The sequence below is a fragment of the Kribbella sp. NPDC050459 genome (assembly GCF_040655315.1).
In the GTDB taxonomy this organism is placed as follows: domain Bacteria; phylum Actinomycetota; class Actinomycetes; order Propionibacteriales; family Kribbellaceae; genus Kribbella.
The window spans coordinates 81,190-96,393 of record NZ_JBFAJQ010000015.1; the positions used below are offsets into that span (position 1 = coordinate 81,190).

General features: G+C 68.4%; 16 protein-coding genes. 1 reads left to right on the forward strand and 15 read right to left on the reverse strand.

The window, feature by feature from the left end; translation table 11 throughout:
- Window positions 1-36: 36 nt before the first annotated feature.
- From AB0I12_RS35325 to AB0I12_RS35390, 14 genes are all read right to left on the reverse strand, one after another.
- Window positions 37-1,041 (reverse strand): BadF/BadG/BcrA/BcrD ATPase family protein, encoded by a 1,005-nt coding sequence (locus AB0I12_RS35325; protein ID WP_359938386.1) that lies wholly within the window; start codon window positions 1,039-1,041, stop codon window positions 37-39.
- Complete coding sequence (locus AB0I12_RS35330; RefSeq protein ID WP_359938389.1) at window positions 1,029-2,285, reverse strand: 6-phospho-beta-glucosidase; 1,257 nt, start codon at window positions 2,283-2,285, stop codon at window positions 1,029-1,031. The genes AB0I12_RS35325 and AB0I12_RS35330 overlap by 13 nt, the downstream gene beginning before the upstream one ends.
- Complete coding sequence (locus tag AB0I12_RS35335) at window positions 2,282-3,166, reverse strand: carbohydrate ABC transporter permease (protein ID WP_359938392.1); 885 nt, start codon at window positions 3,164-3,166, stop codon at window positions 2,282-2,284. The genes AB0I12_RS35330 and AB0I12_RS35335 overlap by 4 nt, the downstream gene beginning before the upstream one ends.
- Window positions 3,163-4,092 carry a sugar ABC transporter permease gene (locus tag AB0I12_RS35340; protein ID WP_359938395.1) on the reverse strand — a complete coding sequence of 310 codons (930 nt, stop codon included), beginning with the start codon at window positions 4,090-4,092 and terminating at the stop codon, window positions 3,163-3,165. Before AB0I12_RS35340 ends, AB0I12_RS35335 begins: the two co-directional genes overlap by 4 nt.
- Window positions 4,089-5,411 (reverse strand): ABC transporter substrate-binding protein, encoded by a 1,323-nt coding sequence (locus AB0I12_RS35345; RefSeq protein WP_359938398.1) that lies wholly within the window; start codon window positions 5,409-5,411, stop codon window positions 4,089-4,091. The genes AB0I12_RS35340 and AB0I12_RS35345 overlap by 4 nt, the downstream gene beginning before the upstream one ends.
- Before the next feature lie 11 nt (window positions 5,412-5,422).
- Window positions 5,423-6,610 (reverse strand): ROK family transcriptional regulator, encoded by a 1,188-nt coding sequence (locus AB0I12_RS35350; protein WP_359938401.1) that lies wholly within the window; start codon window positions 6,608-6,610, stop codon window positions 5,423-5,425.
- Window positions 6,611-6,783: 173 nt separating this feature from the next.
- On the reverse strand, window positions 6,784-7,749 hold the full coding sequence (locus tag AB0I12_RS35355) for a DUF2891 family protein (protein ID WP_359938404.1): 966 nt from the start codon (window positions 7,747-7,749) through the stop codon (window positions 6,784-6,786).
- 9 nt (window positions 7,750-7,758) lie between these two features.
- Complete coding sequence (locus AB0I12_RS35360) at window positions 7,759-8,766, reverse strand: DUF979 domain-containing protein (protein WP_359938407.1); 1,008 nt, start codon at window positions 8,764-8,766, stop codon at window positions 7,759-7,761.
- Window positions 8,763-9,467, reverse strand: coding sequence for a DUF969 domain-containing protein (locus AB0I12_RS35365; RefSeq protein ID WP_359938410.1), 705 nt, complete (start codon window positions 9,465-9,467; stop codon window positions 8,763-8,765). Before AB0I12_RS35365 ends, AB0I12_RS35360 begins: the two co-directional genes overlap by 4 nt.
- A 150-nt stretch (window positions 9,468-9,617) precedes the next feature.
- Entirely contained in the window at window positions 9,618-10,295 is a 678-nt protein-coding gene (locus AB0I12_RS35370) for a uracil-DNA glycosylase (protein WP_359938413.1), read from the reverse strand.
- A gap of 140 nt (window positions 10,296-10,435) precedes the next feature.
- Window positions 10,436-10,987, reverse strand: coding sequence for a DUF1990 domain-containing protein (locus tag AB0I12_RS35375; protein WP_359938416.1), 552 nt, complete (start codon window positions 10,985-10,987; stop codon window positions 10,436-10,438).
- Window positions 10,984-11,109, reverse strand: coding sequence for a hypothetical protein (locus AB0I12_RS35380; protein ID WP_359938739.1), 126 nt, complete (start codon window positions 11,107-11,109; stop codon window positions 10,984-10,986). The genes AB0I12_RS35375 and AB0I12_RS35380 overlap by 4 nt, the downstream gene beginning before the upstream one ends.
- Before the next feature lie 114 nt (window positions 11,110-11,223).
- Entirely contained in the window at window positions 11,224-12,240 is a 1,017-nt protein-coding gene (locus tag AB0I12_RS35385) for an LCP family protein (protein WP_359938419.1), read from the reverse strand.
- An 84-nt stretch (window positions 12,241-12,324) separates the two neighbouring features.
- Window positions 12,325-13,128: an AraC family transcriptional regulator gene (locus AB0I12_RS35390; protein WP_359938422.1), complete on the reverse strand. Its 804-nt coding sequence runs from the start codon at window positions 13,126-13,128 to the stop codon at window positions 12,325-12,327.
- 111 nt (window positions 13,129-13,239) lie between these two features.
- On the opposite strand from AB0I12_RS35390, the gene AB0I12_RS35395 reads away from it, so the two are divergent.
- Window positions 13,240-13,986, forward strand: coding sequence for a phytanoyl-CoA dioxygenase family protein (locus AB0I12_RS35395; RefSeq protein ID WP_359938425.1), 747 nt, complete (start codon window positions 13,240-13,242; stop codon window positions 13,984-13,986).
- A 38-nt stretch (window positions 13,987-14,024) separates the two neighbouring features.
- On the opposite strand, the gene AB0I12_RS35400 is transcribed toward AB0I12_RS35395, so the two are convergent.
- A complete protein-coding gene (locus AB0I12_RS35400) occupies window positions 14,025-15,053 on the reverse strand; it encodes a superoxide dismutase (RefSeq protein ID WP_359938428.1) in 1,029 nt (342 codons plus the stop codon).
- Window positions 15,054-15,204: the final 151 nt, after the last annotated feature.

The following is a 15,204-nucleotide window of genomic DNA, read 5'->3' on the forward strand; positions in this document are numbered from 1 at the left end:
GTTTGCATCGGTCTCGAATGAAACACGGCTGCAATATCAGGCCGCCGGCGGTGGCGCGAACGCCGCCCGCAGCCGTTCCTGAGCGCTCGCTCCGGCGGCGGTGTGGTCAAGACCGAGCAGCGCCGCGCCCACCACCGGCGGTACGTCGACGACGCGCGGTACCGCTTTCGGGGCGATCTCGGCGAGCAACCGCGTGACCTGGTCGAGGAGGACCGAGTGCCCCGCGGTCAGGACGCCGCCGCCGAGCACCACCGTGACCGGTTCGCTGAGTAGGTCGAGCCGCCGCAACGCGCTCGAGGCCATCGCGACGATCTCCTCGGCCTGCTGCTGAACGATGCCCAGGGCAACGAGATCACCGGCGGCCGCGACCTGGAACAGCACCGGCCCGGCTTCCAGTTGCCGCTCGGCCGGCAGGTCGCCGAGGTGGAAGGCCTCGATCACCGCGGTCAGTGTCGGCAGCCCGTAGTGCGTCGGCAACGCGGTCCGCAGCGCTGTCGCCGGACCGCGTCCGTCCTCTGCCCGTGACGCCGACCAGAACGCCTCCTCGGCCAACTGTGCGCCGCCGCCCCAGTCGCCGGTCAGTTTCCCCAGCGCCGTGAAGCGTGCGGTCCGCCCATCCGGCAGCATGCCTGAGCAGTTGATGCCCGCTCCGCACACCACTGCGACCCCGCGCGGCTCGTCGACCCCGGACCGGAGCAGGGCGAACGTGTCGTTGGCGACGTACACCGACTCGGCCCAGCGGCGGTGCTCGAAGGCAGTGGTCAGTTGCTCGACCTCGACCGGCAGATCGGCGTTGGCCAGGCAGGCCGAGATGTGTTGCACCAGCGGTACGTCGCCAACGCGCAGACCGGCCTCCGCTGCGGCAGCCCGCACCAGAGGCCCCAGTCCGTCGACAGCTGCGGCCGGACCGATCCGTTGCGGTTCGAACCCGGCGCCACGCGCCGTACCGAGTACTGTGCCGTCGGCGGCGACCAGTGCGACGTCCGTCTTGCTGTTGCCGGCGTCGAAGGCGAGGACGCCGCCCGGAACTAGCGCGCCCACGGCAGGTAGGCCTTGTTGTGCGCCAGCAGCTTGTCCGTCAGCTCTTGCGCGACAGCGATCTGGCCGACCAACGGATGCGACAGCAGCGCCTGGAATACGCGCTCGGCTCCACCCTTCACAGCGGCCTCGAGCGCCAAGTCCTCGTACGCCGTCACATGCGCGACCAGTCCGGCGTACAAGGGTTCCAGTGGAGACACCGGCACCGGCTTTGCGCCCTCTGCGTTCACCGTGGCTGGTACTTCGATGACCGCGTCGTCGGCCAGGAACGGGAGCGTGCCGTTGTTGAGGGTGTTGACGACTTGGACGTCACCGGTGTTGTTGAGCAGTGACGAGGCGAGTGCGACGGCGGCCTCCGAGTAGTACGCACCGCCGCGCTTCTCGAGCAAGGCGGGCTTCTCGTCGAGCCGCGGGTCGGCGTACATGTCCAGCAGCTCTTTCTCGAGTGCAGCGACCTCAGCGGCCCGGGACGGCTTGGTGCGCAGCTCCTGCACCACCTCGTCGTGCGCGTAGTAGTAGCGCAGGTAGTACGACGGTACGACACCCAGCTGCTGTACGACGTGCGACGGGAGATGCAGGTCGTCGGAGATCTCGCCGAGGTGGTCGGCGAGCAGCTTCGGCAGCATGTCTTCGCCGTTGACGCGGACCGCTCGCTCCCAGGTGAGGTGGTTCAGCCCGACGTGGTCGAGTGTCACCTCCTCCGGCGTGACGCCGAGCATGGCGGCGAAGCGACGCTGGAACCCGATCGCCACGTTGCACAGTCCGACTGCCTTGTGCCCGTGCGACAGCAGGGCCCGCGTGACGATGCCGACCGGGTTGGTGAAGTCGATGATCCACGCGTCCGGGTTGGTACGCCGTACCCGCTCGGCGATGTCCAGCACGACGGGCACGGTCCGCAGCGCCTTGGCGAGACCGCCCGCACCCGTCGTCTCCTGACCGACGCAGCCGCACTCCAGCGGCCAGGTCTCGTCCTCGTTGCGCGCCGCCTGCCCGCCGACGCGCAGCTGCAGCAGGACGGCGTCCGCACCGTCGATGCCCGCGTCCAGGTCGGAGGTCGTGATGACCCGGCCGGCATGGCCTTGTTTCGCGAAGATGCGCCGCGCCAGCCCACCGACCAGCTCCAGCCGGTCGGCCACCGGATCGACCAGCACCAGCTCCGACACCGGCAACGTGTCCCGCAGCCGGGCGAATCCGTCGACGAGTTCAGGCGTATAGGTGGACCCGCCACCGACGACTGTCAGTTTCATCCCTTGACCCCTGTCAGTGTGACGCCCTCGATGAAGGCTTTTTGGGCGAAGAAGAACAAGATGATGACCGGGGCCATCACCAGGAGCGTGGCTGCCATCGTGAGGTTCCAGTTCGTGTGGTGTGCGCCCTTGAAGGACTCCAGGCCGTAGCTGAGGGTCCACGCGGCCGGGTTCTCGCTGGCGTAGATCTGCGGGCCGAAGTAATCGTTCCAGCAGTAGAAGAACTGGAACAGGGCCACGGCTGCGATCGCGGGCTTGGCCATCGGCAGCACGATCCGGACCAGCGCCTTGAACTCGCCGCAACCGTCGACCTTGGCGGCGTCCACGTAGTCCTTCGGGATCGTCAGCAGGAACTGCCGCAGCAGGAAGACCGAGAACGCGTCGGTGAACGCCATCGGGATGATCAGCGGCCAGAGCGTCCCGGACAGGTGCAGTTGCTTGGCCCAGAACAGGTACATCGGCACGATCACCACCTGTGGCGGCAGCATCATCGTGGCGATCACCAGCATCAGTACGACGTTGCGGCCGCGGAACGTGAAGCGGGCCAGGGCATAAGCGACCGGGATGCTCGACAGCAACGTGAGCGCCGTGCCGAGTCCGGCGTACAGCAAGGTGTTCTTCCACCAGGTCAGGAAGCCGGGTGTCTCCCAGACGGTCCGCAGGTTCTCCCAGTGCCAGCTGTCCGGCCACAGGTCGCGGGTGAGCGCCTGCTGGTCGCTCATCAGTGCGGTGAGGAAGATGAACACGAACGGCAGCACGAAGAACAGTGCGGCCGCGATGGCCAGTGAATGGACGCCGATCCAGTGCAGGAATCGGGTACGGCGTGCTGTGCGCGCGGCCGGCGTCAGCGTGACCGGAGACGAGATCGCGGTGGCGGTCATGCCGCGCTCCTCTCACTCATCGACCGCATCAGGAAGGCGGTGAACACCATCGCGAGCGCGAACAGCACGAGGGCGATGACGGAGGCCCCGCCGGTGTCGAAACGCTGGAAGCCCAGGTGGTACACGAGTTGCGGCAAGGTCAGCGTCGACTTGTCCGGGTATCCGGGCTCGAACTGTTGACCCGCCCCGCCGATCACGCCGCTCGCGACCTTTCCGGCGACGAGCGGCTGCGTGTAGTACTGCATCGTCTGGATGACGCCGGTGACGACGGCGAACAGCACGATCGGCGAGATGTTCGGCAGTGTCACGTACCGGAACCGCTGCCACGCGCCCGCTCCGTCGAGCGACGCCGCCTCGTACTGCTCCTGCGGCACGTCGAGCAGGGACGCCATGAAGATGACCATCAGGTCGCCGATGCCCCACAACGCCAGCATCGTCAGGGCCGGCTTCGACCAGGCGGGGTCGTTGAACCAGCCCGGCTGCGGCAGTCCGATGCTGCCGAGGATGCTGTTGACCGGCCCGGTGCCGGGGTTGAGCAGGAACGCGAACGCCATGGTCGCGGCGACGGGAGGGGCCAGGTACGGCAGGTAGAACGCCGTACGGAAGAAGCCGGCGCCGGTCTTGACCTTGGTGATCAGCAGGCCGATGCCGAGCCCGAAGACCACCCGCAGCGTGACCATGACGACGACCAGCCACAGGGTGTTGCGCAGTGCGGGCCAGAAGAACGGGTAGTCGGTGAAGACGTACTGCCAGTTCTTCCAGCCGGTCCAGGTCGGCGGCGTGAACCCGTCGTACTTCATGAAGCTGAAGTAGACCGTCGAGACCAGCGGGTACAGGAAGAAGACGCTGACCCCGATCAGCCAGGGAGACAGGAAGGCGAGGTTGCGGAGCGTCTCGGTGCGGTGTTTCTGCCTCAGCGACGTCATTTCGCCTGGGCCAGGTCTTTGTCGATCTGCTCGTCGGTCTTCGCCAGGCCGGCGGCCAGGTCAGGCACCTTGCCCGCTTCGTGGGCGTAGCCGAAGTCCTGCAGCGTGAGCTGGTAGGCGCCGCCGTTCGGGCTGGCCGGGGTGGTGTTGCTCTTCGCGTGCTGGGCGATTCCGATGAAGGGCTTGAGGTCCGCGGTCAGCGCCGGGGACTTGAGTGCATCCAACGTCGACGGCACGTTGTGGATCGCGTTGGCGAAGCTGACCACCGCGTCGGTGTCGGTGGTCATGAACTTCACCAGCTCCCAGGCCGCGTTCTGCTTCTGGCTGGTGCCGGCGATCCCGATCACCGTGCCGGACAGGTAGCCCTTGCCGTAGCTGTCGGCCTGCGCGTCGGGCACCGGGAACGGCGCGACGCCGATGTCGAACGTCACCCCGGCCTCGCGGGCCATCCCGAGCCGCCACTCGCCGTCCATCGTCATCGCGACCTGGCCGGTGTGGAACGGGTTCTTCGCGCCGAACTCGTCGCCGAACGTGGCGCGGTACTTCTCCAGCTTCGCGAAGCCGCCGAGCTGCTCGACCAGACTCTTCTGCCAGGTCAGCATCGCGGCGAACGCCGGATCCCTGGCCAGATTGGATTTTCCGTCCGGCGTGAAGTACGTCGGGTTCCAGAGCGCGGCGAAATGGGTGGCGGTCGATTCGTAGCCGTGGAAGTTCGGCATGAAACCGAGCCGGCTGTAGCTGTCGCCCTTGACCTTGGTGAGCTTCTTCGCGACCGCGTCGAACTCGGACAACGTTTTCGGCGGCGCGGTGATGCCGGCGGCCTTGAAGGCGGTCTTGTTGTAGTACAGGCCGTAGGCGTCGTTCAGGAGCGGCAGAGTGCAGCGTTTTCCCTGGAACTGCGTGTAGTCCTGCAGCGGTTTCGGAAACGTCGTGTCCAGCTCGATTCCCGACCTGTCCAGGAACGGCTTCAGGTCGGCGAAAACGTTTGACGCGCAGAACGTGCCGACGTTGTCGGTGGTGAACGACGACACCACGTCGGGTGCGTTGGCGCCGCCGGCCCGCAGCGCCTGCTTGATCTTGTCGTCGTTGATGTTGCCAACGACCTTCACGTGGATGTTCGGATGCTTCGCCTCGAACGCCTTGACGTCGGCCGCGATCGCGGCCGCCTCGCCGAGGGCGCTCCATCCGTGCCAGAAGGTGATGCTGACGTCCTTCGTGGCATCGTCGTCGGCCTGCGGTGCGTTCGATGTCCCTGTGCAGGCGGTCGCGAGAAGCGCGACGGCGGCGGTGCCGATGACGGCACGGGTGAAGCTCTGCATCCGGTCTCCTACTAGGTGATGGGTGGCCCCGCGGTGTCGAAGACCTCGTCGCGGGTGGTGCTCAGTGCGGACTGGAGTGCTCCGGAGAGCACGGGGTCGGTGCTGATCGCGGTCATCAACAGCTGCGGCCGCGGTACGGCGAGATCGGCGAGCTCGTCCTGGACCAGGCCCCGCAGCCGCTCGCCGCCCGCGGTGATGACACCTCCGGCCAGCACGATCAGCTCCGGATCGACGACCGCGACGATCGCGGCCAGACCGACCGCGAGCCGGTGCGCGAACTCGGTCAGTACGTCGTCGCCCGCGCCCTCGGTCTGCAGGGCGAGCGCGATCGCGGCCTCCGGCGTCCGGGCCTTCAGGCCGTGCGAGTGGGCGAGCTCCAGGACCGGCTCGCCGCCGGCGAGTTCCTGGAAGCCGCCGGCGTTGTTGCGGCCGACGTTGCGGACCAGCGGCGTCCCCGGCAGCGGCAGGAACGCGACCTCACCGGCGCCGCCGGTCGCCCCGCGGTGCAGGCGGCCGTTGATGACGATCGCGGCGCCGATGCCTTCCTCGCCCCAGAGCAGCACGAAGTTGCCGTGCTGCCGGGCGTGGCCGATCCGCTGCTCGGCGATCGCGGCCAGGTTGACGTCGTTCTCGACCTCCAGCGGTACGGCGATCGCGGCGGCCAGCTCGTCCAGCAGGTGCGGGGCGTGCCAGCCGGGCAGGTGGGTCGCGTACCGCAGCCGGCCGGTGGTCGGGTCGAAACCGCCCGGGGTGCCGATCGAGACCCGGTGCAGCCGCTCACGGCTCAGACCCGCCTCGCCGGCCGCGCCCTCGATCGCCTTGACCACGCGGTCGACCGTGCCCTTGGCGCTGCGGCCCGGGGTGGCCAGCTCGTAGTGGCCGACCACGTTGCCGGTCAGGTCGGCGACGGCGGCCCGGATCCGGGTCGGCGTCACGTCCAGACCGCCGACGTACGCGATGTCGCCGTTGATCTCGTACAGCTGCGCGTTCGGGCCGGGACGGCCCGCGGTGGTGCCGCTCGGACGGACCAGCCGGGCCGCCTCCAGCCGCGCGAGCAGCTGGGACGCGGTCGGCTTGGACAGCCCGGTCAGGTTGCCGAGCGTGGTGCGGGAGAGCGGGCCCTGGCTGAGCAGCAGGTCCAGGGCGGCGCGGTCGTTCATCGCGCGCAGCAGGCGCGGCGTTCCGGGTGTTGTTGCCATGAGCCAACCCTGCCTCCCTTCGCCGCCCGCGGGTACTCGCCGCGCTGAGAATCCGAACTGTTAGGAAAGTTTCCTATTAGCCGGAGACCGTACGGCGGGATGACGGCAGGTGTCAATCGCCGCGCGGAATCTGGTCCGCGCGGCGGTGAACGGCAGAGTTGGAAAGGGCGGGGCTACGTCTGGTCGGCCAGGAGGGCGAACGACACCAGCCAGTGCGTCGACATGAAGTCTCCGCCGGTGACCGTCGGCTGCACTGCCTCGACCTGACGCTCCGCACCGGCCCGCAGCAGGTCGGCCACGTCGGGGAGAGCCGGTGCGATCGTCCGCAACTGCCACGCGCGCGACAACGCCAACCCGGACAGGTGCGCCAACTGCCCGTCACCCGAGTCGTCGGTGATCGGCAGCTCGAGCAGATGCCCATGGGCGCTCGTTCCCAGCCCGGGCAGAAACGCGGACAGCCAGTTCGCGAACTCGGCATCCGGCAGCACCCGGCGCATCAGCTCGGCCTCCGACAACGCCGGCGACAGGAAGTCGGTGCCCGACGGCTCGAACCTCGTGTCGTACGCCGTGTCCTCCCCGAACCACTCCAGCGCCCGGGCCCGGATCGCATCCACCACGTCGGCGCGACCCAACTCGTCGTACGCCTCCAGCAACAAGGCGAGCGCGAACGCCGAGTTCAGGTGGACGCCGTGGCGCACCGGATACGCCTGCCTCGGCAACCAGGCGAGCACCAGATCCGCGATCACCTCACCCAGCGGAGCGACCGCGTCCACCCACTGCGTCTTGCGGCAGGCGGCGACCAGCATCGCCGCCCAGGCCCAGCCGTACGGGCGTTCGTACGACGGGCGTTCGCGCAGGTACGCGGCCTCGACGGCGATCGCGTCGGGTGTCAGGCGCCGGCCGAGCACCTCGATCGGGCGGCTGCCGACCTGGTCCGGCGCCAGCGTCAGCAACCGGACCAGGGACCACTGCATGTGTGCGCTGGAGTGCCAGTCGTAGGACCCGTGGAAGGCCGGGTGCAGGCGATCCGGGGTCACGTCGACGTCGTCCGGGCCGTACGACGCGTGGGCCGCGCCGTACGGGTACGGCGTCTCGAGCACCTCGCAGGCGATGTTCGCCCAGGCGGCGGCGTACTTCATGGAACTCCTCTAGAAGGCGAAGACGTACATGACCAGGATGTTGCAGGCCAGCAGCGGGACCGCGGTCGGGATCTGCGCCTTGATCGGCCCGTACTGGTCTTTCATCTCGAGCAAGGCCGCTGGGACCAGGTTGAAGTTCGCGGCCATCGGCGTGCACAGCGTGCCGCAGAAGCCGGCCAGCATGCCGACCGCGAACACGACCGCGGGCGTGCCGTCGAACTGCTGCACCAGCAGCGGCCAGCCGACCGCGGCCGTCATCACCGGGAACGCGGCGAACGCGTTGCCCATGATGATCGTGAAGACCGCCATCCCGATGCAGTACAGCGCGACCGCGGCGATCAGCGAGCCCTTCGGGATCAGGTGATCGGTGACCCGGCCGACGGCCTTGCCGACACCGGAAGCGTTGAAGAGCAGGCCGAGCGTGGCCAGCATCTGCGGCAGGATCGCCGCCCAGCCGATGTGCTCCAGCAGTCGCCGGCCTTCGTGCAGCGGGACGCCCGGGTTCTGTATTGCATTCTTTCCCCGCCCCACCGCCCCGGTCTGGGGTCGGAGCAAGACCATGCCGACGATCAGCGCGAGGATCGACGCGACCCCGAGGCCGATGATGGTGGCGGACCCGGTCTGCAGCAGCGGCGTGCCGTCGCCGAGTTTCACCTTGGCCAGCCAGGCCCCGAAGATCGCGGCGACCACCGGGATCACCAGCGCCGGAAGGAAGAGCTTGTTGCCGAACCGGTCGGCGAGGTGCACCCGCTCGGCCGGTGTCGTCGTCCGCTCCTCGCCCTTGCCCGGGAAGCCCGAGCCGGCCAGCACTGCCAGGCCGATCACCGCGATGCCCAGCAGCCAGGCCGGTGCCTGCTTGTTCACCACGAACGTGCCGTAGCCGAACGACAGGCCGAGGATGCCCCAGAACGCCGCGCTGCCGACCCGCTTCGGGTTGGTGTGGTCGTTGAGCACCTGGAGGGCGATCAGGACGAAGAAGATCCCGCAGAGCCAGTAGAACCACTCGACCTTGATCATCGGGCCGTCTCCTTCTCCGCCGCCTTGATCTCAGCCGCGAGCCTGTCCAGCTTGCGGTCGAGCAGCAGCAGCCGGGCGCCGTGGATGAGCAACGCGCAGATGCCGGTCGGGATCGCCCAGAGCGCGATGTCGATCGCCTCCAGGTGCAGGCCGTACGTCGCGTCGACGAAGCCGGTGATCAGCAGGATCGAGCCGATCGCGACGAAGATGTCCTCACCGAAGAACAGCCCGACCGTGTCGGCGCTGGCCGCGAAACCCTTGATCTTCTCCTGGAGCTTGTCCGGGAGCTTGCCGCCGTACCGGCGTTCCGCGGCGCCGGCGGCCATCGGGTGGATGAGCGGCCGGACCGCCTGCGCGGGACCGCCGATGCTGGTCAGGCCGAGGGCCGCGGTGCCCTGCCGGATCAGCAGGTAGACGGCCAGCAGGCGGCCGGTGGTGACGACCTTGAGCCTGCCGATCAGCTTGCGGGCCTGCTGCTGCAGGCCGTAGCGCTCGATCAGCCCGATGACGGGCAGCGTGACGATGAAGACGGTGACGGACCGGCTGCCGGCGAAGCCGTCGCCGAAGGCGTTCAGGATCTTGACCGGCGACAGGCCGCCGATCAGGCCGGCGACGATACCGGCCGCCGTGACGACGAGCATCGAGTTGATCCGGAGGGCGAACCCGACGACCACCACCGCGATGGCGAGCAGAACCCACATGGTTCCTCCCGGGAGGGACAGGGCGATTCCGCTCACCTTAGGAGATTGTTGAACGATCCTGCAATGGATCATTCGAACAAATCTTTGGCCACATGACAACGCGCCGTGACCCGATGGGTCCGGCGCGTCGTCGGTACGGCGTGAGAAGTGTTAGGGGAGGCGCCAGTCGACCGGCTCGGCTCCTTGCTCGACCAGGAGGGCGTTGACGCGGCTGAACGGGCGCGAGCCGAAGAAGCCGCGGTCCGCGGACATGGGGCTCGGGTGCGCGCTCTCGACGTACGGCGTGCTGCCCAGCATCGGCTTCAGGGTCTGCGCGTCGCGGCCCCACAGGATCGCGACCAGCGGGCCGCCGCGGTCCACCAGCGCGTGAATGGCCTGCTCGGTGACGCTCTCCCAGCCCTTGCCGCGGTGGGCGCCGGACTTACCGGGCTGCACGGTCAGCACTCTGTTCAGCATCAGCACGCCCTGGTCCGCCCACGGCGTCAGGTCTCCGTTGGACGGCGCCGGTACGTCGACGTCCGCCATCAGTTCGCGGTAGATGTTCGCGAGGCTCCGCGGGATCGGCCGTACGTCGGGGGCCACCGAGAAGCTGAGCCCCACCGGGTGGCCGGGCGTCGGGTACGGGTCCTGCCCGACCACGAGCACCTTCACCTCGGCCAGCGGTCGGTGGAACGCGCGGAGCACGTTCTCCCCGGCCGGCAGATAGGCCCTGCCCGCGGTGATCTCTCCGCGCAGGAACTCACCCATCTGCGCCACAGTGCCTTCGACCGGGGCCAACGCCTCGGCCCAGTCCGGCGCCACCAGATCCGACAACGTCTTGGGACTCACCCGCCACAGTCTCGCAGTACTACGGCTCGCAATGCACCCCGGGTTGTCACCTGCCGTTCGCGTGTCGCTCGAGCGCCGGTCTTGCCCGCCAAGGTACAAAGGTCGCGGCCCCGCAAAGGTATGAGCTTGCGGGGCCTTTGCTATGCGGCCAGGTGGCGTAGGGCTGCCGCGTAGCGGGTGGCGGCGTAGTGCTGGGCCGTGCGGGCGAGAGGGCCGGCGACGCGGGTGTACCAGGTGGCTCCGCGGCTGTACGCGCGGATGGTGACGTGGACGCCGTCGGAGTCACGGGTGACGACGAAGGACTCCTCACCGGCCTCGGGGTGGCCCTGCAAGGTGCCGTACGCGAAGCCGATGCGGTCCGGCTCGTCGACGACCCGGACGACGCGGCACGGGATCGGCAGGCCGAGCTGGGTGCGCGTCCGCAGCGGTGGGACGAGCAGCCCGGGGCCGAGGCGTCCGAGCGAGTCGGTGCCGACCTCGGGTGGTTTGGACGTCGCTGTCACCGGGATACCGGCCGCGCGGTGCATCCGCCACGCCAGCAACGCGTCAGCAGCCCGCCGGAACACCTCGTCCCCGGCGCCGATCCGCTCCCGGTACTCCAGCCGGTGATAACCCTCGGGCGTCTCGTCGTACTCCGTGCAGCCCACCTCGTCGTACGTGAACGGCAACCTCGCCAGATCCTCCAGCCTCATCGGGCTCCTTCCCGTCGCATCGCCAGCACACCGCACAACCCGAAGCCAACCGCATTCGCCACACCGTGCGTGGCAACCATCCACTCCAGTGGCAGGTACGGCGTGTCCACCACATGTCCCAGTGCCCAAGAACGCGAACCACCAGCGGGTGCTGGTGGTTCGCGTCGGGAGGAGGGTGAGGCCGAGGGGTACGACGATGAGCATCCCCAGGCTCACCACCGCGTGGACGAGGAGGGTCAACTGCTCTTCAGGCCGGTGGTGTTGTCGTTCTTGATGGCGTCGAAGAGAGCCTTCGCCTTGGCCGTGTCCCACTTCACCGCGGAACCCCGGTTGCAGCACAGGCCGTAGTTGTCGTCGCTCGTCGGCACGCTCAGCGCGACACCGCCGCTGCCGGAGATCGCCTGCATGCCGCGCGCGAACCGGACGAAGTCGAACAGGCTCATGTCCTGGTCCACGGTCAGGGCGTCGACGCCCTTGGTCGCGACGTTGAAGTACCGGACCGGGTTCAGGAACGTCGACGGCGAGGCGGCCTTCTTCGCGACCGCGCCGACCATCTGCCGCTGCCGCTCGGTGCGGCCGAAGTCGTTCTTGCCGTCGGCCTTGCGGGACCGCACGTAGCCGAGCGCGTTCACACCGTCGAGCTCCTGGCAGCCGGCCGGCAGGTCGATGTGCGCGTCCTTGTCCTTCATTGCCTTCGGCAAACACATGTTGATGCCGCCGACGCTGTCGATCACCGACGCGAAGCCGCCGAAGCCGACCTCGACGTAGTGGTCGATCCGCAGCCCGGTGTTGTTCTCGATGGTCTGGATCAGCAACGCCGGGCCCTTGTTGAAGGCGGCGTTGATCTTCTGCCTGCCGTCGACGCCGGGGATGTTGACCGCGCTGTCGCGCGGGATGCTGATCAGCACCGTCGGCCCGGACTTCGGGACGTGCATCAGCATGATCGAGTCGGTCCGCGGCGGTCCCGCGTCACCGCCGGTGTGCAGCCGTGCGCGCTCGGCCCGGCTGAGGTCCTCGCGGGCGTCCGACCCGACCATCAGGTACGTCGTGCCGGGCGTCTCGGCCGGCCGCTGACCGGTCGGCATCGCCTCGATCTTGTCGATCCGGCTCCACGCGTAGAGCGGGACCGCGATCAGCATGAGGACGAACAGCAGGACGATCAGTCCGACGGTCCGGAGGAACCAGTTGCGGCGCTTCTTCGGGCGTCGCGACGGGTTCGCGTATCGCGGGTCGATGGGCTGCGTTTCACTCATGGCCACGACCGTATCGGTGCCCGGCACCGAAACACGTCACCCCAGTGAATGGTTTTACACGTCGGAAAGTCGACGGCGCCTCCGTCAAAGGGAGGAAATCCGCCCCGAGATCGAACCGGACCGGCGGAACGCAACCGGCGACATCCCCACTCTGGCGGTGAAGAGGCGGCTGAAGTACGCCGGATCGTCGTACCCGACCCGCCGCGCGACCGCGGCCACGGACAGGTCCTCTTCGGCGAGCAAAACCTTTGCAGAGCTCAGTCTGGTGTTCAGGACGAGTTCATGCGGGGTTGAGCCCGTCGTACGACGGACTGCGTCGCGCAGCTCGCTGACCGTGAGTCCGAGCGCACTGGCGTAGTCCTGAATGCTCATCGGTGTAGACGCCAGCTCCGCGAGCCGCGCGACGACACCGTCACCCGCGGTCGTGCTGGCGTGACCGATCAGGTCGTAGATCGCCCCGGTCAGCTGTACGGCGTTGTGCTGCGTGCTGACGCGGAGCAGGCGAGTGAACGCGCGGTCGATCGGCCGCGGATCGCCGTACCGGCGGACCGGTCGGCTGGGATCGAGATGCCCGAGTGAGGTGAGCGCTTCGGTCGCGGGTCCACTGAACAGCGTCCACGCCTGGCGCCAGCGTGTGCTGGGGCGGTAGCCGTGCAGTACGCCGGGAAACAACGTCAGCAGGGCGGGTGCGCGCACCTCGTGCAGCTCGCGGTCAGGGCCGTGCAGCAGCTCGCCCCGGCCCTCCTTGAGCCAGACGAGCGCGTGGCAGCCGAGAGCGCGCTCCGCAGCGGCGCCCGGGCCGTGTGTCTGCTCCCCGACGCCGAGACAGAAGAGTCCAAGCTGATGCTCGACAGCCCCTGGGGTCAGGTAGGTCGACCAGTTCTGCACGATTACAAGAGTCCAAGAAGCCGGTACCGGGTGTCCATTCCGCTGAGCGCGGTACGCCGGTGGAATGGAGGCGTGCTGACGTCAAACGGATACGTGCTCGATGAGCGGCGGTTGGGTGAACTGGTTGCGGTGCCCGAGGCAGAGCGGGGGGATCGGACCGCGTTGCGCTCCAGGCTGCAGCGCGACGGATACCTGTTTCTGACCGGACTGCTCGACCCTGCGGCGGTGTGGGCGTTCCGGGAGTACTACTTCGGGTTGACGGGTGCCGCCGCGGACAGAGCGTCGTACCGGAAGGTGCTGTTCGAGGAGATCGTGCCGGGATCGGAGTATGCGGCGTTCTGTGCGCAGCCGGCGTTGAAGGGCTGGTTCGAGTGGTTCCTCGGTGGTCAGCCGTTCCTGCACCGGCGGAAGATCATCCGCCAGACGGCGCCGGGTGAGAACGGCATCGGTACGGCGACGCAAGCGCACTACGACCTGGTGTACCTGCGCGGCGGAAGCGACCAGGTGTTGTCCGCCTGGATCCCACTGGGTGACTGCCCGGTCAGCCGCGGTGGCCTGACCTATCTGGAAGGCAGCCACCACAGAGTGCTCGAGGAAGAGGCGGCTGGCCGGCTGAAACGGCCGGCCGCGTCCATCACCGCGGACCTGCCCGCACTGGCGACGCAGTACGACGCCAACTGGCTGGTCACCGACTATGCGGCCGGAGATGTCGTCGTCCACACCGCGCACACCGTCCACGCGGCGCTCGACAACGTGTCGACGGACATGCGCCTTTCGACCGACATCCGCTACCAGCGCGCCGACGACGCCGTCGACGCCCGCTGGCAGCACCACTGGCACGACCAGGACGGGTTGTGAACGTGTCGCTGACCGTGAGCTGTCCGTTCAGCTGTCCGTCAGCGCCGGACCGCCGTGGCCCAGTAGAGCGTGGTCGGCGTCGGCGGGGTGCTGAACCGGGCGTTCGCCAGGTAGAGCCGGTGACCGAACGCGGCCGCGGTCGTCGGGACGTCGAAGCCCGGATCGGTGATGGTCCGGACCTGCCGGCCCGCCGTTCCGGCCTTGTTCAGCTGCACGACGGCGACCTGGTTGGAGAAGTTCTGCACGACGTACAGCGTGCGGCCGAGCAGCAGCATGCCGTCGCCGTTCGTCATCAGCGTGCCGCCGAGGTCGACGCGCTTCGTGACACCCGTCCGCGGATCGACCCGGAACAGGAACCCGGTCGACGACTGCACGATGATCAACGCCCGGCCGTCCGGGGTCAGCGTCAGGCCGTTGCCGTTGAACCCGGTCGGGTCGTGCACGTAGTCACCGCTCAGCGGGACGGTCCGTACCCGGTTCAGCAGCTGACCGTGGCGGCCGATCGGCACCTGGTAGACGACGGGACGGCTGGAGTCGGTGAACCAGGCGCTGGTCCGGCTCAGGACGACGTCGTTCACGAACGTCGCAGTCTCGGTGGTCAGTGTGTAGCTCTTCAGGATCTTGCCGGTCCGGATGTCGACGACGCGGGCCGTCCCGCTCGGACCGCCGGCGATCCACAGCCGACCGCGGTTGTCCGCCTTCAGACCGACCGACGGCGTACCGGGTCCTTGGCTGATCACCTTCCCGCGTCCGGTCCGCAGCGAGGCGGCGTAGATGTCACCGTCGACCAGCGAGCCGAAGTACGCCGTGGCCCGGCTGATCGCGATGCCTTCGGGCTGGAAGCCGTTCGGCAGATCGATCCGGGTCGGGAACACCTTGGACTGCCGGGACGTCTGCGCGGTCCCGAAGCGGACCTTGTCGCACGGTGAGTCGTAGACCGATTGCTTGACGACGGCCGGCCCCGGCGCTGGTTCACCGGAGGCGGCCGCCGACGTGGAGACGAGGCCCATCAGCAGGACGGGCAGGCCGAGAGCGGCCATCACATGACGGATATGCCGGTTGTTCATGATTCCTCCCCTTCGGCCCACCGTAGGACGGTCGGCGGCGGTGCGGAAGTCGTCGGGATCGTCTCGGCCTTCCGCCGGAGAACTTGGAGAAGACCGGCTCCTGTGAGTCGGTGAAGTACGCCGCGTCTTGTGGATAGTTCAGACCGGCGGA

Bases quoted from the DNA above. Each gene is read 5' to 3' on its own strand.
- AB0I12_RS35330 (WP_359938389.1), bottom strand. From the start codon at position 2,285: ATGAAACTGACAGTCGTCGGTGGCGGGTCCACCTATACGCCTGAACTC.
- AB0I12_RS35335 (WP_359938392.1), bottom strand. From the start codon at position 3,166: ATGACCGCCACCGCGATCTCGTCTCCGGTCACGCTGACGCCGGCCGCG.
- AB0I12_RS35340 (WP_359938395.1), bottom strand. From the start codon at position 4,092: ATGACGTCGCTGAGGCAGAAACACCGCACCGAGACGCTCCGCAACCTC.
- AB0I12_RS35345 (WP_359938398.1), bottom strand. From the start codon at position 5,411: ATGCAGAGCTTCACCCGTGCCGTCATCGGCACCGCCGCCGTCGCGCTT.
- AB0I12_RS35350 (WP_359938401.1), bottom strand. From the start codon at position 6,610: ATGGCAACAACACCCGGAACGCCGCGCCTGCTGCGCGCGATGAACGAC.
- AB0I12_RS35355 (WP_359938404.1), bottom strand. From the start codon at position 7,749: ATGAAGTACGCCGCCGCCTGGGCGAACATCGCCTGCGAGGTGCTCGAG.
- AB0I12_RS35360 (WP_359938407.1), bottom strand. From the start codon at position 8,766: ATGATCAAGGTCGAGTGGTTCTACTGGCTCTGCGGGATCTTCTTCGTC.
- AB0I12_RS35365 (WP_359938410.1), bottom strand. From the start codon at position 9,467: ATGTGGGTTCTGCTCGCCATCGCGGTGGTGGTCGTCGGGTTCGCCCTC.
- AB0I12_RS35375 (WP_359938416.1), bottom strand. From the start codon at position 10,987: ATGAGGCTGGAGGATCTGGCGAGGTTGCCGTTCACGTACGACGAGGTG.
- AB0I12_RS35385 (WP_359938419.1), bottom strand. From the start codon at position 12,240: ATGAGTGAAACGCAGCCCATCGACCCGCGATACGCGAACCCGTCGCGA.
- AB0I12_RS35400 (WP_359938428.1), bottom strand. From the start codon at position 15,053: ATGAACAACCGGCATATCCGTCATGTGATGGCCGCTCTCGGCCTGCCC.